Annotated in this window: 21 protein-coding genes; 10 read left to right on the top strand and 11 right to left on the bottom strand. The window is 54.0% G+C overall.

Annotated features, from left to right (window positions below; all coding sequences use genetic code 11):
• Positions 1 to 58 precede the first annotated feature (58 nt).
• Positions 59 to 1,333 carry a PQQ-dependent sugar dehydrogenase gene (locus OQ371_RS08970; RefSeq protein ID WP_265993430.1) on the top strand — a complete coding sequence of 425 codons (1,275 nt, stop codon included), beginning with the start codon at positions 59 to 61 and terminating at the stop codon, positions 1,331 to 1,333.
• A 48-nt stretch (positions 1,334 to 1,381) separates the two neighbouring features.
• Here OQ371_RS08970 and OQ371_RS08965 read toward each other — a convergent pair whose 3' ends face one another.
• Positions 1,382 to 2,392, bottom strand: a complete 1,011-nt coding sequence (locus OQ371_RS08965) for an LLM class flavin-dependent oxidoreductase (RefSeq protein WP_265993429.1) — start codon at positions 2,390 to 2,392, stop codon at positions 1,382 to 1,384.
• A 310-nt stretch (positions 2,393 to 2,702) separates the two neighbouring features.
• On the opposite strand from OQ371_RS08965, the gene OQ371_RS08960 reads away from it, so the two are divergent.
• The 3 genes from OQ371_RS08960 to OQ371_RS08950 are packed head-to-tail and all read left to right on the top strand — an operon-like array spanning position 2,703 to position 5,971.
• Complete coding sequence (locus OQ371_RS08960) at positions 2,703 to 3,074, top strand: BlaI/MecI/CopY family transcriptional regulator (protein ID WP_265993428.1); 372 nt, start codon at positions 2,703 to 2,705, stop codon at positions 3,072 to 3,074.
• A complete protein-coding gene (locus tag OQ371_RS08955) occupies positions 3,071 to 5,050 on the top strand; it encodes a TonB family protein (RefSeq protein WP_265993427.1) in 1,980 nt (659 codons plus the stop codon). Before OQ371_RS08960 ends, OQ371_RS08955 begins: the two co-directional genes overlap by 4 nt.
• A gap of 6 nt (positions 5,051 to 5,056) precedes the next feature.
• On the top strand, positions 5,057 to 5,971 hold the full coding sequence (locus tag OQ371_RS08950; protein WP_265993426.1) for a TonB family protein: 915 nt from the start codon (positions 5,057 to 5,059) through the stop codon (positions 5,969 to 5,971).
• A 42-nt stretch (positions 5,972 to 6,013) separates the two neighbouring features.
• On the opposite strand, the gene OQ371_RS08945 is transcribed toward OQ371_RS08950, so the two are convergent.
• The 6 genes from OQ371_RS08945 to OQ371_RS08920 form a co-directional block, all read right to left on the bottom strand.
• A complete protein-coding gene (locus OQ371_RS08945; RefSeq protein ID WP_265993425.1) occupies positions 6,014 to 6,475 on the bottom strand; it encodes a hypothetical protein in 462 nt (153 codons plus the stop codon).
• A 95-nt stretch (positions 6,476 to 6,570) separates the two neighbouring features.
• Positions 6,571 to 7,080 carry a SixA phosphatase family protein gene (locus tag OQ371_RS08940; protein WP_265993424.1) on the bottom strand — a complete coding sequence of 170 codons (510 nt, stop codon included), beginning with the start codon at positions 7,078 to 7,080 and terminating at the stop codon, positions 6,571 to 6,573.
• A 12-nt stretch (positions 7,081 to 7,092) separates the two neighbouring features.
• Entirely contained in the window at positions 7,093 to 8,292 is a 1,200-nt protein-coding gene (locus tag OQ371_RS08935; RefSeq protein ID WP_265993423.1) for a M20 metallopeptidase family protein, read from the bottom strand.
• A 123-nt stretch (positions 8,293 to 8,415) separates the two neighbouring features.
• Positions 8,416 to 9,114 (bottom strand): RDD family protein, encoded by a 699-nt coding sequence (locus tag OQ371_RS08930; RefSeq protein WP_265993422.1) that lies wholly within the window; start codon positions 9,112 to 9,114, stop codon positions 8,416 to 8,418.
• Between the two features lie 11 nt (positions 9,115 to 9,125).
• Positions 9,126 to 10,310: a glycosyltransferase gene (locus OQ371_RS08925; protein WP_265993421.1), complete on the bottom strand. Its 1,185-nt coding sequence runs from the start codon at positions 10,308 to 10,310 to the stop codon at positions 9,126 to 9,128.
• Complete coding sequence (locus OQ371_RS08920) at positions 10,311 to 11,411, bottom strand: glycosyltransferase family 4 protein (protein WP_265993420.1); 1,101 nt, start codon at positions 11,409 to 11,411, stop codon at positions 10,311 to 10,313.
• A gap of 173 nt (positions 11,412 to 11,584) precedes the next feature.
• Here OQ371_RS08920 and OQ371_RS08915 point away from each other — a divergent pair, with 173 nt between their 5' ends.
• From OQ371_RS08915 to OQ371_RS08905, 3 genes are read left to right on the top strand one after another with little or no spacing between them, the layout of a single operon-like run.
• The gene (locus OQ371_RS08915) at positions 11,585 to 12,550 is read left to right on the top strand and encodes a stage II sporulation protein M (RefSeq protein ID WP_265993419.1); all 966 of its coding nucleotides are present in this window, start codon (positions 11,585 to 11,587) and stop codon (positions 12,548 to 12,550) included.
• Positions 12,551 to 12,563: 13 nt separating this feature from the next.
• Positions 12,564 to 13,448, top strand: a complete 885-nt coding sequence (locus tag OQ371_RS08910; RefSeq protein WP_265993418.1) for a hypothetical protein — start codon at positions 12,564 to 12,566, stop codon at positions 13,446 to 13,448.
• The gene (locus OQ371_RS08905) at positions 13,432 to 14,181 is read left to right on the top strand and encodes a DUF4129 domain-containing protein (RefSeq protein WP_265993417.1); all 750 of its coding nucleotides are present in this window, start codon (positions 13,432 to 13,434) and stop codon (positions 14,179 to 14,181) included. Before OQ371_RS08910 ends, OQ371_RS08905 begins: the two co-directional genes overlap by 17 nt.
• 4 nt (positions 14,182 to 14,185) lie before the next feature.
• Here the strand turns inward: OQ371_RS08905 and OQ371_RS08900 are convergent, their stop codons facing one another.
• A complete protein-coding gene (locus tag OQ371_RS08900; protein ID WP_265993416.1) occupies positions 14,186 to 14,974 on the bottom strand; it encodes an SDR family oxidoreductase in 789 nt (262 codons plus the stop codon).
• 229 nt (positions 14,975 to 15,203) lie between these two features.
• Between OQ371_RS08900 and OQ371_RS08895 the strand changes: the two genes are divergently transcribed.
• The 3 genes from OQ371_RS08895 (at position 15,204) to OQ371_RS08885 (ending at position 17,112) form a co-directional block, all read left to right on the top strand.
• Positions 15,204 to 15,785: a LemA family protein gene (locus tag OQ371_RS08895; protein ID WP_265993415.1), complete on the top strand. Its 582-nt coding sequence runs from the start codon at positions 15,204 to 15,206 to the stop codon at positions 15,783 to 15,785.
• A gap of 79 nt (positions 15,786 to 15,864) precedes the next feature.
• Complete coding sequence (locus OQ371_RS08890; protein ID WP_265993414.1) at positions 15,865 to 16,299, top strand: TPM domain-containing protein; 435 nt, start codon at positions 15,865 to 15,867, stop codon at positions 16,297 to 16,299.
• The gene (locus tag OQ371_RS08885) at positions 16,300 to 17,112 is read left to right on the top strand and encodes a TPM domain-containing protein (protein ID WP_374761440.1); all 813 of its coding nucleotides are present in this window, start codon (positions 16,300 to 16,302) and stop codon (positions 17,110 to 17,112) included.
• A gap of 79 nt (positions 17,113 to 17,191) precedes the next feature.
• On the opposite strand, the gene OQ371_RS08880 is transcribed toward OQ371_RS08885, so the two are convergent.
• From OQ371_RS08880 to OQ371_RS08870, 3 genes are all read right to left on the bottom strand, one after another.
• Entirely contained in the window at positions 17,192 to 17,740 is a 549-nt protein-coding gene (locus OQ371_RS08880) for a hypothetical protein (RefSeq protein WP_265993413.1), read from the bottom strand.
• Positions 17,741 to 17,914: 174 nt separating this feature from the next.
• Positions 17,915 to 19,450, bottom strand: coding sequence for a 2,3-bisphosphoglycerate-independent phosphoglycerate mutase (gene gpmI / locus OQ371_RS08875; RefSeq protein WP_265993412.1), 1,536 nt, complete (start codon positions 19,448 to 19,450; stop codon positions 17,915 to 17,917).
• A gap of 162 nt (positions 19,451 to 19,612) precedes the next feature.
• A complete protein-coding gene (locus OQ371_RS08870; protein ID WP_265993411.1) occupies positions 19,613 to 22,948 on the bottom strand; it encodes a UTP--glucose-1-phosphate uridylyltransferase in 3,336 nt (1,111 codons plus the stop codon).
• Between the last annotated feature and the right edge of the window lies 1 nt (position 22,949).

The raw sequence follows: 22,949 nt of genomic DNA, 5'->3' as shown, positions 1-22,949 counted from the left end.
ACGGAGAAAATAGCAATCTTTAGGTTTCTGGTTCCCTATTTACTCACTAAGCCCTTCCATGAAAAGAAGATTTTTCCAGACGATCTGTCTGATGAGTGCGCTGGCGGGCATCCATACCGCCTGGGCGAAAAGCGACACCCCCGTTTCTACCCAAAAAACCAACACCGTCGATCCCGCGACCATCAAGCTTCCCGCCGGATTTTCGGCTACCGTTCTGGCAACGGATCTGGGCGCAACCCGGCACATGGCCGTCAGCAAAAATGGCGATATCTACGTCAAACTGGCTAAGTTAAAAGACGGAAAAGGCATTTACCGGCTCCGGGACACGAACAAAGACGGGAAAATTGACGAGCAGACGAGCTTTGGCGATTACCCCGGTACGGGCATTTTCATCAAGAACAATTACCTGTATGCTTCCTCCAACAGCGACGTGTATCGGTATGAGTTAAACGACAAAGGCGAGGTGATGCAACCGGAGCAGCCGGAGAAAATTGTGACCGGGCTGCGGGTGAAAGAACGGGATCAATCCAAGTCGATTGCCGTCGATGATCAGTCGATGATTTACGTCAACATCGCATCGGACAACGATGCCTGCCGGGAAGCCGGAACCGGCAAAGGACTCATGCCGTGCCCGCTACTGGACTCGGCCGCCGGTATCTGGCAATTTCACACCAACCGGCTCAACCAATCGTACAATGACGGCGTCCGGTTTGCTACCGGTTTGAAAAACGTTGTCGGGCTCGACTGGAACACCAAAACCAATTCGCTGTTCGTCGTGCAGCACGGCCGGGGTAAGTTTCACGACTTTTACCCGCAGTATTACACGGCCCAGCAAAGCAATGAACTCCCGGCCGAAACCATGTACGAATTGAAAAAAGGGGCCGACGCGGGCTGGCCGTACGTTTATTACGACCACATTCAGAAAAAGAAAATTCTGGCTCCGGAATACGGGGGCGACGGCAAGAAAACAGGGGGTGAAAAAACCCTGAATCCCGTAGCGGCTTTTCCTGCGCACCTGGGGCCGAACGGTCTGCTGTTTTACACGGGAACCATGTTTCCCGAAAAATACCGCAACGGCGCTTTCGTGGCTTTCCACAGCCAGTCGGCGGAGTTGAAAAAAGGGTATTTTGTGGCGTTTGTACCGTTCAAAAACGGAAAACCGTCGGGACCTTACGAAATTTTTGCCGACAATTTTGCCGGTATCGATCTGGCCAAACCGACCGGCCCCGTACAACACCGTCCCTGCGGACTGGCGCAGGGAGCCGACGGTTCGCTGTACGTTTCAGACGATCTGGGCGGAACAATTTTCCGAATTGCCTACAACAAGAAATAAAGATTCTACCCACGGACCGGTGTACACCGGTCCGTGGGTAAACATCGATCAGACTACGGCACTTTTCAGTTCAAATACGTCGGCCAGCAACCGGTAGGACTCCAGCCGTTCTTCCAGCTCCGTACCCACGTTGACCAGCATCAGCTCGTCCACCTCGTACTGGTCGGCATAGGCCAGCAATTGCCTTTTTACCTCCTCCGCATTCCCCATAATCATCCGCTGCCGGTTGTGCTGAATCCGGGCTTCTTCGGCGGGCGAATAATCCACGGTTTTGATGTCGTTGTAATCGAACGGGTCCACCCGGCCGCGGGTTTCGTACTGCAAAAACCGGTAATCGATCATGGCTTGCTGCCGCTGAACGGTTTCGGGATCGTTGGAGCAAAAAACAAAAATCGCGACGTTGACCTGCGGCTGCTCCAGGTTTTCGGACGGCTGGAAGCGCGCCCGGTAATGCCGTACGGCTTCGGGGCCGCCGTGGGGATTGATAAAATGCGCGAACGAGAAGCCCATACCAAAATGAGCCGCCAGCGCACCGCTCTGCCCCGACGAACTCAACATCCACTGCTCCGGGACGGACGGCGGTATGGGCATGGCCCGCACCTTGGCCTGAACGCTGCCCGGTGCGTAGCGGTCGTTGAGGTAGTTTTGCAAATCAAACAGTTGCTGAACCAAATCCTGATCACTGAATGTATTGGTCGGGTTGAGCAGGCTGGCCGTTACGCGGTCACCGCCCGGAGCCCGGCCCATGCCGAGGTCGATGCGGCCGGGAAAGAGCGTTTCCAGCATCCGGAAGTTTTCGGCCACTTTCAGGGCGCTGTAATGCGGCAACATCACCCCACCCGATCCGACGCGAATGGACTCGGTTTGCCCGGCCAGGTGCGCAATTAAAATCTCCGGCGTCGTACCGGCTAAAGAGGTAACATTATGGTGTTCGGACACCCAGAACCGGGTATATCCTAATTCTTCGGTCAGTTTGGCCAGCGCCACGGTTTCCTGCAACGCTTCGCGCGCGGTGCTGCCTTTCCGGATCGGCGACTGATCTAAAACACTTAACTTCATATCGATCGGGATTATTAAAGCCTTTTGTGGTTTAGAACAAGCGGGAGCCGAAAAAAGGTGCCCTCACTCCGCAATCCTTTTCCAAAACCAGCGCTGATTGCTGATCCGGCTCAGCATGGTTGTCGGTTCGTCTTTACCGCCTTCGCAAATTAAGTAAGCTCTCCGATTAGGGCGTTGTCAGTAAACTTCTCCTATATCCTACTAAAAGCCAACAAAAACGTTTTTTTAAACAAAAAACTAATACCTTAGTTTTAAAACTAATTCATTAGTCATATATTTGATTCAATTAACCCATTAGCGCCATTCCATTATGCAAGTCCGTGAATTAACCAATGCCGAAGAGGAAATCATGAAGGTGTTGTGGAAACTGGAAAAGGGCTTCGTCAAGGACGTTCTGGCCGAGCTGCCGGAGCCCAAACCCGCCTACAATACGGTTTCAACGATTATCCGCATCCTCGAAAAAAAAGGACTGGTAGGCTACCGTGCTTACGGTAAGACGCACGAATACTACCCGCTGATTACGGAGGAAGAATACAAACGCTTCGAAATGGAGCAGCTTATGTCCGGGTATTTCGACAATTCGCTGAAAAAGCTGGTGTCGTTTTTCGTGAAGGATCGCAAGCTGAGCTTGAAAGAAACCGACGAAATTATTGAACTTCTAAACCGTAAAAAGGAATCATGAGCGCGGTACTCGACTATTGCCTGAAAGCCAACCTGTTTCTGGTGTTGTTCTATGCCTGTTACTGGCTCTGGCTGCGGAAGCACACGTTCTTCCGCCTGAACCGCCTGTATTTGCTGGCGTCGGTGCTGCTTTCGTTGGTATTGCCCTTCATCGAACTGCCTTCCGAAACGGTTGAAACCATTCCGGTCCCCATCGGTGCCTTTACGCTGCCCGTCGCCGTTACCGCGCCGGTTGAGCCCACCGGTCCCGACTGGAAAACCATCGGCTACGGATTCTACGGGTTGGTTTCGGTGGTTCTGCTGGTGCGGCTGCTGATTCAGCTAACGGGGATTGGGCGGTTGATCCGGCGCTCGGAACGCCACGCGCTGAACGACTACACACTCGTGCTGCCCTCCGACGAGCGCGTGCCGACGTTTTCATTTTTCCGGTATCTGGTACTCTGCCGCCGGGATGCGCAGTCGGTCAACACGCCGATCGTAGCACACGAACTGGTTCACATCCGGCAGGGTCACAGTTTCGACGTATTGCTGCTGGAAGCGGTTCAACTGGTTTTCTGGATGAATCCGGTTTTGATCCTTTATAAGCAATCCGTTCAGCAGGTTCACGAATTTCTGGCGGATTCGCAGGCGGAAGACAAACACCAATACGCCACTTTTCTGGTTGACTATGCCTTTGGCGTTCAGCCCAACACGCTGACCAACGGCTTTTTCAAACCGTCGCTGCTGAAAGAACGGATTCTGATGCTGCACCGCCGGACGACCAGCCGCTGGGCCCTGGGCAAGTATATGCTGGTGTTGCCCTTGCTGCTGAGCCTGCTGGCGATGACCACCGCCCGCGAGCAACTGACCGAGCTGGTCCTGACGCCCTCCGACGAGAAAATAACGGTTTCGGGCCGCGTAACCAACACCGATGGCCAACCGCTGGCGGGCGCTACCCTCGTGGTCCGCAACACAACGAGCGGTACTCAAACCAACGCCCAGGGTGATTACGAATTGAAAAATGTCTCCGCCGACGCCAAAATTGTAGCGAGTCATGTCGGTTTTGTAACGACCGAAAAACCAGTGGCGGGTAACAAGACGCTGAACTTTACCCTGAAAGCCAGGATTGATTCGCTTCGCCCACTGGTGGTAACGGCGTACGAAACCGTCAAAAAGCCGGGTGGAACCAGTTCTACCTCTTCGTCATCGACTTCCGCGAATACGACGGGAGAAAATTTTACGGTCATCGAGCAGAATCCGGAGTTTCCGGGGGGTATGAAGGAATTAGGCGCCTATTTGATGCGTACGATTCGGTATCCGGCGGAAGCCCGTCAAAACAGCACACAGGGACGCGTCTTTATCCAGTTTACGGTTGGGACCACGGGTGATATTTATGGGCTACGCGTGAAGAAGGGAATCGGTGCTGGCTGCGACGAAGAAGCCGTCCGGGTAGTGAGTCAGATGCCCCGCTGGAATCCCGGCCTGCAAAATGGGAAACCCGTCTCAACGCAGTACGTCCTGCCCATTGAGTTTGTGCTGGAAAAAGACGAACCGGCGCCCAGCAACAAGCGAACCGGAAAGCTTGAGATCGGTCTCGACAGAGAAAACCTGGCCCTCAATGATCCTGCCCGACAACCACTGTTTGTGGTGGATGGCAAAAAAATACCGACCGCTTCCGTAAAGTCGGGCGCGCCGGCCAACCTGCAACCCAATGACATTCAGTCAATCAATGTCCTGAAAGGCACTTCGGCCACCAGCGTCTACGGTGATGAGGGGAAAAACGGGGTGATTCAGGTTACGACCAAGCAGAACGCCATGAGCGAAACCCTTCAGCGGGCGGGTCGTGTGCAATACGACGGCAAGCCGCCGGTTTACATCCTGGATGGCAAAACCATCACGCAGGAAGCATTTCGGAAATTGAATCCGGACGAGATCGAAAGCGTTGAGACCGACCAATCCCAATCGACGTACACCATCAAGGTAACCACAAAACAATAAGCCGTCATGAATCCTTCCAAACCCTTTTCCGCCCGGCTTCGTTTCTGCCAGCGCCGACTCGACAACCGGCTCATTTCGTACACTTTCGGGCCAAAACCGTCGGCGTTTGTAACGCCTTTCTTTGAACCTTCAACCTTAAAACAGCGAATTCTTATGTTACAGAAATCAGAAACCAGCCGCTGGGCCGTCTTCAAATACGGTTTTGCAACCCTGCTGATTGCCAGTTTGTTCGTCTTTGTAGCGGCCTGCGAGGATCAGTCGAAGAAGGAAATAACCAGCCAGGAGCCCATCACCATTTCCGGGGAAATACTGTCCAGTGACGGAAAACCCATACCGGGTGCGGAGATTTTGTTAAAGGGTGCCCAAACCGGTACTACCACCGACGCCAAAGGCCAGTATAGATTTCGGGTTCCTGCCAACGGAACCTTACTGGTGAGTTTTGTAGGGCATAAAAGCGTGGAAATTCCGGTGGCTGGCTCCACCAGGATCAACGCCCGGCTGGCTTTGGCAACTGAGGGACAGGAAAGTTCTTTTTCAGGAAAAAAGGGTGAAACGGACAAATCGGGCGACGCCCTTGCCCCTCAGGTAACGGACGATGGCAAAGGCCCCATTTTTAGTGTCGTGGAAAAGCTCCCGGAATTTCCCGGCGGAATGCAGGGGCTCACCCGGTTTATTAACGATAATCTTCAGTACCCGGAAGCCGCCAAACGGGCGTATGTCAGCGGAAAGGTTTTTGTTTCTTTTGTCATCAATACCGACGGGAGTTTTCAGGATATTCAAGTCATGAAAGGCGTTGGTTTTGGCACCGACGAAGAAACCGTGCGACTGATAAAGTCCATGCCCCGCTGGAAACCCGCCCTGAATGACGGGAAAGCGGTCCGTGTCCGCTATAATCTGCCCATCAAATTTCAACTGGAGTAAGCAAAAAGCCCCGGTGCTCAGCGCAACCGGGGCTTTTTTGTTTTATTTCCGCCGGATTCGGGGAAACAACTCGATAAATCTTTCGTAGAACTGTTTGTAGATTTCGGGGGCTTTCCCTTTTTCCCAACCTACCGCAAACACGGTTTTGGCGCGTTTCCAGCTAACCGTCACGTCCGGTTTTTCGGGCTTCTCCAGCTTGGTGGTTTTGATTTTGCAATCCTGCTCCAACCGGGCGAATGTGCGCATCGTCGAATCTTTTCGCTGCTGGCCCAGCTGCGTGAAAGACCCTTCGGAGCCTTTCCGGTAAAAAAGCAACCCGTTGTCCAACAGACGGTATTCCAGCCGGTCCGGCTCACTTCCTACTTCGACCACAATCTGCCGGCCCGTAAATCGATTGGGAAACAAAGAACCCGTCGGGGTCGGTTGCTGGGCATTCGCTACACCCAGCTGAGTGATCCACAAAACGCAAAAAACAAAGAACAATCGAACAACTCGAAAACTCATTAAACGGATCGAATTTGGGTTAACACTACTTTCTTAACTGACGAACCAGCCCAAAAATTGCCTTTTTTCTATCATTTCGCCCCAACACCCGCCTGTCAGGGCGCCGTTGGCTTGCCGTACGTTTGCTCATCCAGCCGAACCGACGTTCCTAACAGCCCCTTCCGAACCGTCACCACAAACAGGTTATCGTGATCGTCGGACTCGATCTGACTTTTGGTCGGCGCAACGCCCAGCCCTTTTGCAATGTCCAGAATGGTGTTGCTGTGCCCGACAACCAGACTATTCTTTCCTTTGGCTTTCGCCAGCCGCTCGATAACCGCGCGAACTGGCTGGGCGGGGTACGATTCGATGGGCACATTAAGCTCGTGCGCCAACGGCGTGGCGGTTTGCTGCGTCCGACGGTACGGCGTGGTCAGAATCAGGCTAATACGCTCATCAGCGAGTCGATCGGCCAGCTGCTGCGCCCGTTCGAAACCTTCGGTGGTCAGGCTGCTGGTGTCGGCTTCGCTGACCTTCTCCGCGTGCCGGACAATGTAAACCGTGGAGGTCGAACAAGCCGTTAAACCAACCACACACCCAAGAATCAGCAGCCCCTTACAATTCATTGCTCCGAACGCTTAACGCTTCATTTTTAACTCCTCTACCGCCAGCCAGCTCATCAGGCCCGCACCAATTTCCAGCGCCGACTCATCAATATCGAACGTGGGCGTATGAACCCCCGAAATGATACCGCGTTCTTCGTTGCGCGTTCCGAGCCGGTAAAAACACGAGTCGACGACCTGGGAATAAAAGGCAAAGTCTTCGCCCGCCATCCACAGGTCCAAGTTGATTACGTTGTCAGTTCCCATGTAATCGGTTGCCGCCGAGCGCATCCGCCGGGTCAGTTCGGGGTGGTTTTTGAGGAACGGATAACCGCGCACTACCGTAAATTCGCAGCGAGCTCCCATCGCTTCGGCCATGCCTTCAGCCATTTTCTTCATCCGGCGCAACCCGTCTTCCCGCCACTCTTCGTCCATGCAGCGGAACGTTCCTTCGATGGTTACTTCGTTGGGAATCACGTTCGTTACACCGTCGGCAATGAACCGTCCAAACGACAGAACCGACGGATTGGCCGGTTTGCGGTTACGGCTGATGATCTGCTGCAAGGCAACAATGATGTGTGAAGCAATTAGAACGGGGTCAATGAGCTGGTCGGGCATCGCGCCGTGGCCACCTTTGCCAATTACGGTTAGGTACAATTCGTCGGTGCTGGCCATGTACATGCCTTCCCGGAAGCCGATTTTGCCGACGGGAACGTTCGGAGCCACGTGCTGACCGATCATGCTGGCGGGGGCAGGATTTTCCAGAACGCCGTCTTTGATCATCAGCGAAGCCCCACCGGGCGCTTTTTCCTCCGCCGGTTGGAAGACCAGTTTAACGGTTCCTTCAAACTGATCACGGAGCTGGTGCAGAATGCGGGCCGTACCCAGGAGCGAAGCCGTGTGCACATCGTGTCCGCAAGCATGCATGACCCCCTCGACGGTTGATTTGTAGGGGACGTCGTTGGCTTCGTGAATCGGCAAGGCATCCATATCGGCCCGTAACCCGACAACCCGGTTTTCGGCTGCGGCCCCACCCCGCCCTTCAACCAGGGCGACCAGACCCGTTCCGGCAACCCCCTCCTGCGGAGTCAGACCAATGGCTTTGAGCTGCTCAGCAACAAACTGGGCCGTGTTGTATTCGTGAAATGATAGCTCCGGATTGGCGTGGAGGTGACGCCGGTTGGCAATCATGTCGGCAGCATACTGCCGCGCCAGATTTTTAATTTGTTCTTTCATATTCCCTAACCACAGACCGGCCCGTTCAAGCCTTGGCCCGTGAGATTTTAAAATGAGGTCCGTTGTAACATCCTGGTGCTGGTTGGGTTTACGGACTGAAACGTATGCAACCAGGGGTACCAATCAGGACGCCAGAGACTGATAATCACTGATTATGGTTCGGAGAAACGTGACATCGTGAAGCTCCGACCGAACGCCGATCACCTGTTTTACTTTATTGGCGGCCAATTCGATGATTTGAGCGTTATTCGACCGCAACGCTGCCCGGATGGTGTTCAGATCACGGTCGGAAAGCTGGGCAACCTCCGGAAAACTGACCTGATAATCCTCGGGTAAGTCGTGGTAGGTGACCTGGGCGAGTGTAACGGGCCGGGTTAGCTTCACCACCGTCGTTCCGGCGGCCATATCACCGACGCGCTGCCCGCGCCCGTTGGCGGCTATGGCAATCAGCGGCACCACACCGGCAAAAAACACCGGTGATTCCACGAGTCGAAACAGCCAGCGAATCAGGTAGGCCCCCAGGCCGGGCGGAGATCCGTCGAGCATAACCACCCGAATTTTCATCGCTATTTTGCCCAGACTTTGCCCGTTCAAAAACACTTCACACAACAAATCATACAGCATGAACGGCAACACCAGAACAGCCGTGCTCGCGAAGCGGTTTTGGAAAACGCCGGGCATCAGTCTTATCAGGACGAAATAGAAAATAATCCACCCCAAAAAGATCAGGTAATCGAGCATCAGCGCCAGAATCCGGTCTCCCAGGCTGGCAGGCTCGTATTCCAGCGCCACGTTTTGGGAGGTCAGAATCGAAACCGTCATAGCAACACAACTCAAAGATGGTTAAAAATAGTCTCCGCAAAATAAACGTCCGAATTACGATCCGCTAATTTTTGCAGATTTTCAGCCGAATACGGTATTTTTCCGGCCAAAACCCGCTCCACCATCGCCCGAATAGCGGATGGCTCCGTCGTATCGGCCACGGCGCCCAGTTGTTCGGATTGCACCAGATGACCCAGGTAGCCGTAGTCCGACGCCAGCACCGGTTTGCGCGACACGGCCGCCCGCACCACCACCGACGCCATGCCGACGTGCTTCTGATACAACGCCAGCGCGTAATCGGCCAGCTCGAAAAACAGTTGGATTTCGCGTCCTTTTATTTCCCTGAAAACGCGGACAACCTGCACCAGATCGCCCACCTCCGCTAGTTTCCGCTCGATTTTTTCCTGAAAAGCCGGCTGAACCGGCCCCGCCAACACCAGACAGACGGCTTTCTGCCGATCGGCGGGCAATTCCTTCACGGCTTCAAGCAACGGTTCGATGCCCTTCCGCTCATCCAGGTAGCCGAACAGCAGAAAAACCTGACGGCCAGATTCGATACCGAGTTTCGTGCGCAATGCCCCAACTTCGGCGGGTGTAAGGGTGTAGGATTCCACCGGATCGGCCAACGGCCAGATTTTGGCGGCTGGGCTCAACTGCCGCAACCCCTCCACCGCCGAATGATCGAGGCAAAATACATTGGCCAGGGTTGCCTGCCGCAGCGCACCTTTCAGCGTTACCTTTTTCCGGAAACCGTTCAGCTGCGCTTTAAAGCCGGGATTCTGTTTGTAATGAAAATCCGGACGGAAGTAGATTCCGGAAATCGGGCAGGGCGCCGACCGGCCCAGCCAGGTAGCCAGCTGAAAAAGATCGAAATACATCAGCAGCGCGTGGGTCGGCTGGTAGGTCTGAACGTATTTCAGCAGCAGATTCCATTCTTTGAACGATCGCGTCAGCATCGACGCGCCGTGTACGGCTTCAATGTCCGACGGCGAAATAGGCACAAACCGGACATTTCCGGCTCCCGGTTGCCCGTCGGTCAGGTCCTGAAAACACGGCTGAAACGCCTGCTGCGTGACCACAATCAGCTCACCGGCCAACCGCTTATCCACCCAATACCGGATCAGATGCGTCAGATAATCCGCATGGTGGCCGTCGATGATCGTATCAAAAAGCAGGATTTTCTTCGCTCTGTTCACTTATACAACCTGTTGATAAACCTGAAGGGTTTGACTTGCCATTTTTTCCAGCGAAAAGTCGCGGCCCCGCTCCCGTCCTTTCTGAATCAGCGAACGACGCAGCGAATCGTCCCCAATAATCGTTTCCAGTTGCTGCCGGATATCTTCTTCCGACTCCGGATCAAAGTACAAAGCCGCGTCCTGCGCCACTTCCGGAAAACACGACGCCCGACTCAGCACCACCGGACAGCCAGCCGCAAACGCTTCCAGAATCGGAATTCCGAAGCCTTCGTACAGCGACGGATACACAAACGCCAGGGCCTTCTGGTAAAACCGGTACAGGACGAAATCATCGATATTCCGCTGGCTAACCCGGTCCGTCAACCCCACTTGCTGAATGGCCTGTGTTTCTTCCGGACTAAACGGGCCGCCCCCCCCGCAAATCAACTGAACGTGCGGGTATTTCTGAAACGTGGGCGCAAGGGCTTTCAAAAACGGGATAAAGTTTTTGTAATCATTGCGGGCACCGACGTACAGCAGGTAAGCGTCGGGCACCTGAACCTGAAATGCGTCGGGCACCTGCAGGCCCTGAAAAGCCGTAGCGTGATGAACCACGGTTATTTTTTCGGGCTTAATCCGGAAAAGCTCCACCAGATCCTTCTTGGTGTTTTCCGAGACGGCAATCACCCGGGCCGCGCGGTCGAGCAGTTGCTGCTTCAGCTCCTTGGAGGCATTGTCGATGTGCCCAAACCGTGCGCCAAACTTATCCTTGATCGCGTCGTGGTACGTCAGCACGTACGGTTTTTTCGCATGGTTCAGAAAATAGGGGTGAAAAAACGTCGGATGAAACACGTCGTAATCATCCTGCTTCAGTTTCGCAATGCTCCACAACCGGTTGACCTGCGAAAAAAGCATATTGGTGGGCATAAAGCCGAGAAAGTACGAAAAAGACTGCACCCGGAACGCCCCACTTTCGAGCAGGTAGGCATTGTTGGAAAATAAAATTGACAGTTGCGTCTGGATGTCTTTTTGCCGAAGCGTTATCATCAGGTCATAAAAGTACCGGGAAACACCCCCGTACCGCACTCCCGTAAAAGCCTGATGATCAAACAATATTTTCATACGCCATATAACTACGCAATCCGGCTGCAAACTTACGGAGAAACCCTTTGACAACGGCTATTTGTTTTTTAAATCAGCGGCCATACCGCAATTCGGACCGCCAGCTTTGAAATCTGGGATTTGATTTGCAATTTATCAGACCAAGGTGCTCCGGCCCATCAGATGTCTTTTTCATGCGCGAAGCCGCTTTTATCAAACGCAATACCGACAAGTGGAAGGAAATCGAGGGCGAAACTGCTACCAGCAGCGACCGCTCCGACCCCGATACGCTGACCGATCACTTCATCGAACTGACCGACGATCTGTCGTACGCCCGTACTTTTTACCCGACCTCACCCGTTACCCGCTACCTGAACGGACTGACAGCCAGCATGCACCGACGGCTGATGCACAACAAACGCGAAGAGCGGGGCCGGTTTGTCCGGTTCTGGAAATTCGAACTGCCGTTGCTGTTTCGGAAATCGCACCGGCTGCTGCTCGTATCGTTCCTGGTATTTGTGGTGGCAGGGGCGCTGGGCTGGGTGTCGGCGGCCAACGACGAATTGTTCGTCCGGCTGATTCTGGGCGACGATTACGTAAACATGACGCTCGAAAACATCCGGAAAGGCGATCCGCTGGCGGTATACAAAAGCAGCGGGCAGGCCGATATGTTTCTGGCCATCACCGTCAACAACATCCGGGTTTCGTTTATTGCGTTTATCCTCGGTCTGTTTGCGTCGTTCGGCACCATAGCCGTTATGTTTCAGAATGGCGTGATGCTCGGGGCCTTTCAGTATTTTTTCTACGAACGCGGTCTGCTGCTGCCATCGGTCCTGACGATCTGGATCCACGGAACGCTGGAAATCTCCGCCATCGTCATTGCGGGCTGCGCCGGTCTGACGCTCGGCAACAGCCTTCTGTTTCCGGGAACGCTGTCGCGGTTGGAGTCGTTTAAACGCGGGGCCAAACAGGGCCTTAAAATCGTGATTGGGCTGGTGCCGGTTTTCATCACGGCGGGTTTTCTGGAAAGCTTCGTGACCCGGTTGCCGCTGCCCCCGGTTGCCAGTTTCGGCATCATTGTGACGTCCGCAGCGTTTATTATCTGGTATTTTGTCCTTTATCCGATTCAGTTGGAAAAAAGGTTTACGGAAAATCCTTAGCTTACCTTTCGTTATGAATTTATACCAACAGCGCGATTTTGGCGAGAAAATCAATGCCACAATCCAGTACGCCGTCAAGCAAATCCGAAGCCTCGGAATGGCTTTGCTGTACATTGCCGGAGCTCCGGCCCTGATTGCCGGTATTGCGTCGGGGGTGTCGGCCTCGTCGATGTTCTCGACCCAACCCAGCGGCCGGCCGGGCAGCTACGACATCGGCTACTGGATGGCGCAGCAGCTATCAAGCCCGTACTACATTGTGGCGTTTATTTTTGCGTTACTGATACCGCTGTTGGTTAACCTGACGGTTTATGGCCACATGAAGGTGTACGACCGTAACCAGGGCGAACCAGTGACCGTTGAAGCCGTTTGGGCGGAGGTTCAATCGGCATTGGGACGGGCCGTATCTACCTGGGTAGTAGTGACTATGCTCGTGATTGCGGCTACGTTTTTCTTTATCTTTCCGGGCATTTACCTGGGCGTGGTTTTTTCGCTGGCGCTGGCGCTGGTCGTTTTCGAAGGAGCTTCGGCCAGTACGTTCATGGGCCGCTGTTTCGAATTGATCCGGGACAAATGGTGGTCGACGTTTGGCTTGATACTCGTCATCAGTTTGATTGCTTACCTGCTCAGTTTCGTGTTCAACGTACCGGCGGCCGCCGTGGGCATGATGGCTTCGCTGAAAATAGCGCCCGATATGCCGGTCTACGTTTCCATTCTGACCAGTATCCTCAGTACGATTGGCAGCGTGCTGGTTTCGGCGCTCGTTGCGCTGGGCATTGCCTTTCAGTATTTCAACCTGATTGAACGACGCGAAGGCCGCAGCCTTCTGGCGGCTATCGACAACATCGGGGCTTCTACACCCCCGCCCATCCCCCGCTCAGCCGATGAAGGTGATTATTAATCGAATGGCGGTATGGTGGCTGTTCGGGTGGTTACTCGCGCTGACGATTACCGGCTTTTCAGCCGCTGCCCAGCTTCCGGTGCCTCAACCCAAAGGCACCGCCCAGGCCCAGCCCGCGCCCGACGACCGCAGTGCCGTACGAGTCCGGCGTCCGGCCGCCGACCGGATCGACGAGTACCGCAACGACCGGGAGTATCAGTATGGGCAGGACTTTAAACCCACGAACAGTTTGTGGTCGAAGTTCTGGAGCTGGTTCTGGCAGAAAGTGGGCGCTTTTTTCACCAGCCGGGCTTACGAAAATTTCTGGCAATACGTTATTCTGGCGACCATTGCGGGCGGGGCCATCTGGCTGTTGATCAAAGCCGAAGTGCTGGGCTTTGTCTTTAGCCCCAAAGCGCGGAGCGTGGCCTTCCCCTACGAAGCCGTTACCGAAAACATTCACGAAATCGATTTTGAACAGCAAATTGATGCGGCCATTCAGCAACGAAATTACCGGCTGGCGGTCAGGCTGCTTTATTTGCAAACGCTCAAACACCTGAGTAACCGCAACCTGATTGACTGGAAGCCCGACAAAACCAACCGCAGCTACGTCTACGAACTGGCGCAGTCGCCCCTGCAACCGGACTTTGAAACCCTGACCACGCAGTTTGAATACATCTGGTACGGCGATTTTCCGATCACCGAAGAACGGTTCAAACCCTTGCAGGAATCGTTCGTGCGGTTTAACCGCTAAATGATCAGAGGCTTCCGGTTTTGCCGCCATCGACTGGCACATTGATTCCGTTAATCGAAGCCGCTGCGGGCGTACACAAAAACGCCACGGCCGCTCCGACCTCCTCCGGCTCCACAAACCGTCGGCTCGGAATTTCCGCCTGCATCTGCGCTTCCACTTCCTCCCGCGATTTCCCCTGCTCGTCCATCCGCTTGTTTAGGATGGCCTCCAGCCGCGCCGTTCTGGTATAACCCGGCAACACGTTGTTGATTGTGATGCCATACTGGGCAATTTCCAGCGACAAGGTTTTGGCCCACTGCCCCACCGCACCCCGAATTGTGTTGGATACGCCCAACCCGACAATCGGTTGCTTGATGGATGTTGAGATAATGTTGACGATCCGGCCGTACCCCAGCCGCTTCATCGCCGGCACAATGGCCTGCGTCAGTTGTTGATTGTTTAACAGGTGAGCGGCAAAAGTTTTTGTAAATTCTTCCAGCCGGGCATCGATCAACGGCCCGCCCGCCGGTCCGCCGGTGTTATTGACCAGGATATGGGCGTCCGGAAACTCAGCCAGGTAAGCGTCGATCACGGTTTTTACTTCTTCCGGATTGGCAAAGTCGGCAACCCGGTAGTGGTGTTTTTGGCCCTGCTGCGTATCCAGTGCGTCAACTGCCTTCTTTAGTTTTTCTTCGTCGCGGGCCAGCAGCGTGACGTTAGCGCCCAACAGAGCCAGTTCGACCGCCGAAGCGTAGCCGATGCCCTGCGTACTACCGCAGACAATGGCCGTTTTTCCAGTAAGCGAAAGATTCATGCGTATACGGTTTGCCCGAAATAACGGTTTTACGGCAGGATTTTACAAAATTCTCAATCAATTGTTAGCCAAAAACAGTTATCTAGCCGGATTCCTTGCGGTAAACTCGTTGCTTCCGGTCATCAACCCGGGCGTATCGATTACGGTCAAAAGGATCCGATCCTGTAAATTCTTACGGTTTAGATCCATTTTTAACGAGCTTTGCTTAACAAATTAATCGAATAACACCATGTCAAAAGGTCTTATCATTGTCATCGTTATAGCCCTCATTTTTGGTTTCTTTGGATGCAGTACGTATAACGGTCTTGTCGGTAAAGACGCGAATGTAGGGGAGAAATGGGCTCAGGTCCAGACGCAGTATCAACGCCGGGCCGATCTGGTTCCGAACCTGGTCAACACCGTCAAAGGAGCCGCTAACTTTGAGAAAAGCACCCTGACGGCCGTCATGGAAGCCCGCTCAAAAGCAACCAGCGTTCAACTGAGTCCGGACCAACTGACGCCCGAAAACGTTCAGCGTTTCCAACAGGCCCAGGATCAATTGGGCGGTACGCTGTCGCGTTTGCTGGCCGTATCCGAAAACTACCCGCAATTAAGAGCCACGCAAAACTTCTCGGAGTTACAGGCTCAACTGGAAGGTACGGAAAACCGCATCAGCGTTGCCCGGAACGATTTTAACTCGGCTGTTAAAGATTATAACGTCTCTGTTCGCACGTTCCCGGCCAATATTTTCGCGGGTGTGTTCGGCTTCTCGCCCAAAGGTTTCTTTGAAGCCTCGCAAGCTGCCCAAAACGCCCCAACGGTCCAGTTCTAAATAATGGATGGTGAGTTGTGAACGAGGAAGGTTTTGGCATTTCGTTCATAACTCATCATTTATAATTCTTTATTCATCCATGTCCGCAATCAACCTTTTTACGGAGGAGGAGCAGCAGCAGATTATTCAGGCCATTCGGTCCGCCGAAATGGAAACGTCGGGCGAAATCCGGGTGCACATTGAATTGCTTTGCCCGGAACCCAACGTGATAGACCGGGCGGTGCAGGTATTCCGGCAGTTGGGAATGGAACAGACCGCCCAACGCAACGGGGTGCTGTTTTATCTGGCCACCGATGACCGAAAGTTTGCTGTGCTGGGCGATGAAGGCATAAACAAAGTTGTGCCGACTGATTTCTGGGAAACCACCAAGAACGTCATGCGTGACCACTTTCGTCAGAACCAGTTTACCGACGGTTTCTGCCGGGGTATTGAACGCGCAGGCCAGCAGTTGCGCCAGTATTTTCCACGGTTGGAGAACGATTCCAACGAGCTTTCCGACGAAATTTCACACTAAATGACGCTTCGCTTTTTTTTATATCGTTTTGCTCAACCATTCCGGATTGCCGCGATTCTGCTGTTGATGATCGTGTCGTTCCGGCTGTATGGGCAAAATGATGTGATTCCCGACCGGCCTAATCCCCCGCGCCTGGTGAATGATTTCGTAGGGATTCTGCAGCCCGATGAACGGGGCCGGCTGGAAGAAAAACTACGGCGCTACAACGATTCAACCTCCACGCAAATCGTCATTCTAATCGTAAAAACGACGGAACCCTACCCGATCGGCGACTTTAGCTTTCAGGTGGGCCGAAAATGGGGCATTGGCCAGGAGGGGAAAAATAACGGTCTGGTCCTAACCTGGGTGCCTTCCACCCGCCAGGTTTTTATCGCAACGGGCTACGGCCTGGAAGGGGCCATTCCCGATGCCATTGCCAAGCGGATTGTCAGCCAGATCATCGGACCACGTTTCAAAAGCGAACAGTGGTATGCCGGTCTCGACGAAGCGACCAATGAAATCATCCGACGCGCTAACGGCGAGTATCAGGCCGAAGCTTCCGAGGGCGATGGTGGAGGTGACGGAATCCTCTTCTTCCTGATCATTTTCATCGTCTTTATCGTCTTTATCTGGATTAGTCGCAACCGGGGGGGCGGAGGGCGCAACAACCGCAACCGGGGGGGCGGCTTCTTTCCCGTACCGTTCCCAACATCCACGTATTCCGGCTGGGGCGGTTCGTCCGGCAACTGGGGCGGAGGAGGTGGTGGCGGCAGTAGTTTCGGCGGCTTCGGCGGGGGTAGCTTCGGCGGGGGTGGCGCCGGTGGAAACTACTAACCAGTAAGCGTTAAACGTAACTAGTTGGCTTCGTTGCAATAGAATGCGCCAGCCAGCTAGTCACGTTTAATTTTTCCACTCATTGTATTTTTCCTTCAATCAAAAACTGTTTTGGATCCAGCCAGGCCAGTTGCTGAAAACCGTCGATGTGATACCGTTTGAGGTTGCCTTTTTCGGCTTCCAACCAAACGTTTCGTTCCGATTCGTAGAGTGAATTTTTTGTGCGCAGCGTGGCTTTAACCCGCCGAAGCTGGTGGGTTGCCGAATCCAGTTCAATGCGCAGAAACTGCACCGGCAGTTTCTCAGTCGTTTTCAGCGTGTACTCGTACGTCAGTGAATCCGGGCGATTTTTCTGATAACTGGTCTGGTAGGCCTGTTTGTTGATATCGGCTTGCAGAAACAAATCCAGCTCGCGGCTCCAGTCGATTTCTTTTGTTGTTTGCTGATCCTTCTCCTTTCCAAAACCGGCCTGCTTCTCCACCGTCGGTTGCTGTTTCTGCAACTGGCTGATCTGCTGCTCAATGTAGGATTTCAGGTCGTAATACGTTCCGACCGGCGCTTCTTTGGCGGGATTTGTACAGGCTGCCAATCCCAGGACCAGAACAAAGGCGTAACGGTATTTCATCATGGATAAAAAAGAACCCCTGACTTTTCAATCAGGGGAGTAAAGAAGTACTCAGTTGGCCAACACCAACCTGCGCCGAAAAGTTTGTTTTGGATGACAAGAGAGGTCAGACCGGTAAAATAGGCTTCAGAACGGTCTTTTATCTTTCTTCCCGCTTCTCTGGTCGTTCCCTATTGTTTATTCCGCAATCAAACTATGACCCGTCATGACGGCGGGTTGCGGGATGCCCATCAACTGCAAAATCGTCGGAGCGATGTCTGCCAGAACTCCGTTGTTCAATTTCGGGTGGTAGGCATCATCGACCAAAATGCACGGCACCGGGTTGGTGGTATGGGCGGTATTGGGCGAACCATCTTCGTTGACCATGTAATCCGCGTTACCGTGGTCGGCAATGACCAGGGTCGAGTAACCGTGGGCCAGGGCCGTTGCGATAACCGCCTGCGCGCACTGATCGACGGTTTCAGCGGCTTTCACCACCGCTGAAAATACGCCGGTATGACCTACCATATCGGTATTGGCAAAGTTGAGGCAGACAAAATCCACGTCCTCACGCTCCAGTTCCGGAATAATGGAATCGCGGATGTCGAACGCGCTCATCTCCGGTTTCAGGTCGTAGGTGGCAACTTTCGGAGACGGGCACAGCAGACGGCTTTCTCCTTCAAAAACGTCCTCGCGACCGCCGGAAAAGAAAAACGTAACGTGCGGATATTTCTCGGTTTCGGCAATCCGGATCTGTTTTTTCCCCGCCCTCGACACAACTTCACCGAGCGTTTGGCTCAGGTTATCTTTGTCGTAAATGACCTTGACGCCCACAAAATCGTTGTCGTAATTGGTCATCGTGACGTAGTACAGATTCAGCTTTTTCATATCCTGCTCCGGGTAATCACGCTGGCTGAGCGCCAGGGTAATTTCGCGGCCCCGATCCGTACGGAAATTGAAGCAGAGAACCACATCGCCGTCCTGAATGGTCGCCAGCGGGTTGCCGTTAGCGTTTGTTACAATAATCGGCTTGATGAATTCATCCGTTACCTCTTCGTCGTACGACTGTTGTACGGACGCCAGAATCCGATCGGCTGTGCAGGTCACGTGACCGACGCCCTTGACCATTGCATCATAGGCCAGTTTGACGCGCTCCCAGCGGTTATCGCGGTCCATGGCGTAATACCGTCCAATCACCGTAGCGATCTGCCCCGTGGTGGTTTTCAGGTGGTTTTCCAGATCGGCCAGATATCCGTATCCGCTTTTGGGATCGGTATCGCGCCCGTCGGTAAAGGCGTGAATAAACACGTCGGTCAGGCCCTGGTTGTGGGCAATGGAGCAGAGTCCTTTCAGGTGTTCGATGTGCGCGTGAACGCCCCCGTCGGAAACCAGCCCGATGAAATGCACTTTTTTTCCGTTGGTTTTGGCGTAATTCAGCGCGTCTACCAGAACCGGCTCCTGATCTAATGTATGTTCTTCAACGGCTTTGTTGACTCTCACCAGATCTTGGTACACAATCCGCCCCGCTCCCAAGTTCATGTGACCGACCTCGGAATTGCCCATTTGACCCAGTGGCAAACCCACGGACAAACCCGAAGCCTGCAACTGACTGTGCGAATATTTCGTATACAACGAATCGATAAACGGCGTCTTGGCGGCATCGATTGCCGAAACATCGACCTTTCCGGCAATTCCCCAGCCGTCCAGAATCATCAAAATGACTTTCTTATTCATGCTTCAAAGTAATAACATAAGTAGCGAAGAGCCACTAGTTTAAAGGATAAAATGGCGTCAATCCGTCTGATGGTTAAATGGCAAAAGCGGTTAAATGGTTATCGATTCATCGAATTATTAACCTTAATTTAACCACCGGCTGATCGAGCCTTGGGAAGCCGGTTACGAGAACGTACCCAAGGCAGCCACGTAATCTTTGCTGCCGTCGATCACCCAGGCATCGAGCTGGGCCGGGTCTTTCAACTGCTGCCCGCGCGTTCTCGGCACGGCAATGTAACCACACGGCACATCCGTCAGCGCCGACATATCACTCCACAGTTTTTCGATCTGAGCAACCGGATAAATATCCTCCTGGCCGTGGCCCCAACGGTATTTTACCTCTTTGATGGTTACGTAGGTCGGAATGCGGTGGGCCACGCTCCGGACGGCTTTCGCCAACCGGGCTTCGTCGCCTTCCTGCAAGTCCTGACGCGTCAGACCGAACAACGCCAGCAGCGGATCAATCTGAATCCAGGTCGTGTTGGAGTTGTAGTAGCTCAGATTCAACTCATCCTCCTCGCGGGGTTGCGCCAGCCCTTCCAGCAAACGAAGATGTCCGTTGACGCGGGTTAGCCCTCCCCCACGGTCTTCGATCCGGCGCGGAACTACCTCAAACGTCAGCATATGGCCCGATTCGAGGTGATGCCCGACCACGGCCGGGTCTACGTCCATGCCCAGCGTATCGATGTTGTGCAGTACGATGGTTTCCACCTGCGGGTGTTCGGCCAGCAACTGCGCCAGCGTACCGTTGCGCAGCAGGTTGGATACCTCATACCAGTGCCCCAGGGGCGAAAACCGCTGAGCGGCAATATTATCGACGTAATCCGACCCTTCGCCTTTCGATTTTGCCCAGCCGATCATGGTTTGCCGGACGGCATCGCGCACTTTCTGTTTGTTTTCGTCGAGGGTCTCCTGCGGCATCTCTTCCCACATAAACCGTAGATCGCGCTCCATCGGCACGTACCGCTGGCCAATCGAACGGCCCGGCGACAGGTAGGTGGGTCCGGAATAACCAAAATTATCCGTTTCTTCCAGCGCCCGTCGGATGGGTTCGTGGGTCATGTAGCTGGTTGCTACCAGGTGCGGAATCGGGCGGCCGTAGGTTTCGGACACTTTGCGGGTTTTCGCCAAATGGATTTCCAGAAAACTCCGGTGTTTTCCTCCGATTTCCACGAACGGATTCAGGGCTTTGATGACCCCGGCACCTTTCGTCCAGCGGCTTCCCACCCCAGCGGCCAGGCTCAATACCGCAACCTTCCCGGCCCGGATGGCGGCTTCGCCGGCTTGGGTTGCGGTGGTCAGGTCTTCGAGCTGCACCAGATCACCCGGCTGCACATCGTCAATGCTGGTTTCGGCCGGCAAGCGGTTACGCGATAAGCCAATGCGGCCTTTCTGCAAATCCTCCCGAATTTCTTCGTGCTGGATGTAGTCAAACCCGTTTTCCTTTTTAATCCGGTCGGCCTTTTCGTTTTCAACGCTGCGGTTGCTTTGCGACGTTGGATCCGAAACTTTGAACAGGTTGCTGATGATGGTCCGCAGGAGCGGATAAGCCAGGTTGTTTTTCTCGCAATACGTCGTGAAAACATCCATTTCAGCCCGGCGGATGTACGAAATGGAAGCCGGATCTTTCCGCACCAGTTCCGAAACGTGAATCCCGTAATATTGCTCCGGCATCAGGGCGTTGGTGCCTTCTTTCAGGGTTGCCCAGGTGCCTTTGTTGTTGATGCTCCAGTTGTAAACCACCGGTTCCATCGCAAACGGCAGGGCGGCCGACAACTCAGCTTTCGTTTTCCGCAGGATGTCGAGTACCTTCATTTTGTACTCTTCGTAACCCGCCGGGTTAACAAACATTCCCATACCGCCCCCGGACATACCGCCCAGCATCAGAAAACCGTAGTAATCTTCGCCAAAAGCGGCTTTGGCCTTCGCAATGATCTGCTCAGTGAAGTAAGTCGACGCCCAGGGAATGATGGTTTTGATGGGCCCCTCCCAGTTGCGGGCCGTGTTGGTGCCCAGTTTCCGGATATCACCTTCTTTGATGGCCGCCAGAATATTATCAAAAATCTGGTTGGTTTGCTGGCGGGCGTTCCATTCCTTCTCGCCCCGGAGCAGGTATTTTTCAGTGACCATTTCCAGGATCGGCCCCACGTTGGAGGCCATTCCACCGTGCATCAGGACGAGCGAGTTCATGATCTTCTCCCCCATCTCAGGGTGCATGTTTTCACCCTGCAAAACCCGGTGACGCGGCAACAAAGTGCCCCGGCTGATGCCGAACTCGGGATCACCTTCCTGCGCAAACGTGCCCTGAATGGCTTTGATACCGGGCCAGACCCCGCCCGAATCCTGCCAGCCGCCCCCGGACCCGCCAATCCACTCGCCCAGAATGGCCCGTGATGCCACCAATCGCCGTTCACTTTCCTGCAAGCCCCCTTCCAGACTCTGCGTCTGGCCGGTGGCCCGCATCAGCAGACTAATGATCGAGCCCAACAGGTTGGTCGAAACCGCAAAACGCGAGCCTTTCGGAATATCATTTACCTTCGTCACCAGTTCAATACCCATACCCGGCGCTACGATGCGCGACAGGATATCCGGCAGCGACTGGTTGGTTCCTTCAAACGAAGGCGGTATCAAACCGGACGCGATCACCCCGGCCTTTACCAGACTCAGGTAGTCGTTTCCGAAATTGAACAAATCTTCCAGATCGTCGATGTCCTTGGTTGTATTCAGGTCGATACTCGTCAGGCGCAGAACCGGTTCGGGAATTACCCGGACGTAACAGTTCAGGGGCGGGCGAATGTCGGCATCGCGGCCAAAAACGCCCAGATCAATGGAAATGTTGATGACGCGTGCGCCCTCCGGATAGTCCATCCCAAGGAAAAAAATATCCGACCAGCCGCTGTGGGTCAGGTCCATCCGCACCGACGTTTGTTCGTGCAGAACGGGGTAGAAAAGCGAGCCGTCCGGACGTTTCAGCAAAGCGGAGTGAATCCGAATCGGGTGTTCCTCGCGGTGCCCGACCCGAAACATCCACTGGTTTCCTTTGCTGGACCGCACGCTTTTACGCACCTGACCGGCCAGAATCTGGAACGACAAATGGTGGTAGCTTTCGGCCAGGCCGCTAAACAAAGCCGCATTCGGTCCTTGTTTGTCGATTTCCTGCCAGAGCGTAGCAATCGACTGTTCAAACCGGCGGGCCAGCAAATCCTCAAAACCCGCATACGGTATTTTTCCGGTCGATGGTGTTGCGGCTGCTTCCATCAGGAAGAACCGAAAACCCGCGTACAGGAAGAGAATAGCGCGAACCTTGTCGTATAAGTTGGGGGTTGTCTTCCGAAATTCGTCCAGCTCCCGCAGCAGTTCCAGCAATTCTTTCGCCGAAACCCGCGCGCTGATCTCGTAAAAAGAGCGGTCGCGTTTGGCGGGATCTGTCGAGGTAATGGTTTCTATAAAAACATTCATG

Origin of the sequence: Larkinella insperata, assembly GCF_026248825.1 — a bacterium.
Classification (GTDB): domain Bacteria; phylum Bacteroidota; class Bacteroidia; order Cytophagales; family Spirosomataceae; genus Larkinella; species Larkinella insperata.
The sequence above is the reverse complement of the archived record's forward strand: the minus strand, read 5'-3'. Positions and strand labels throughout refer to the sequence as shown.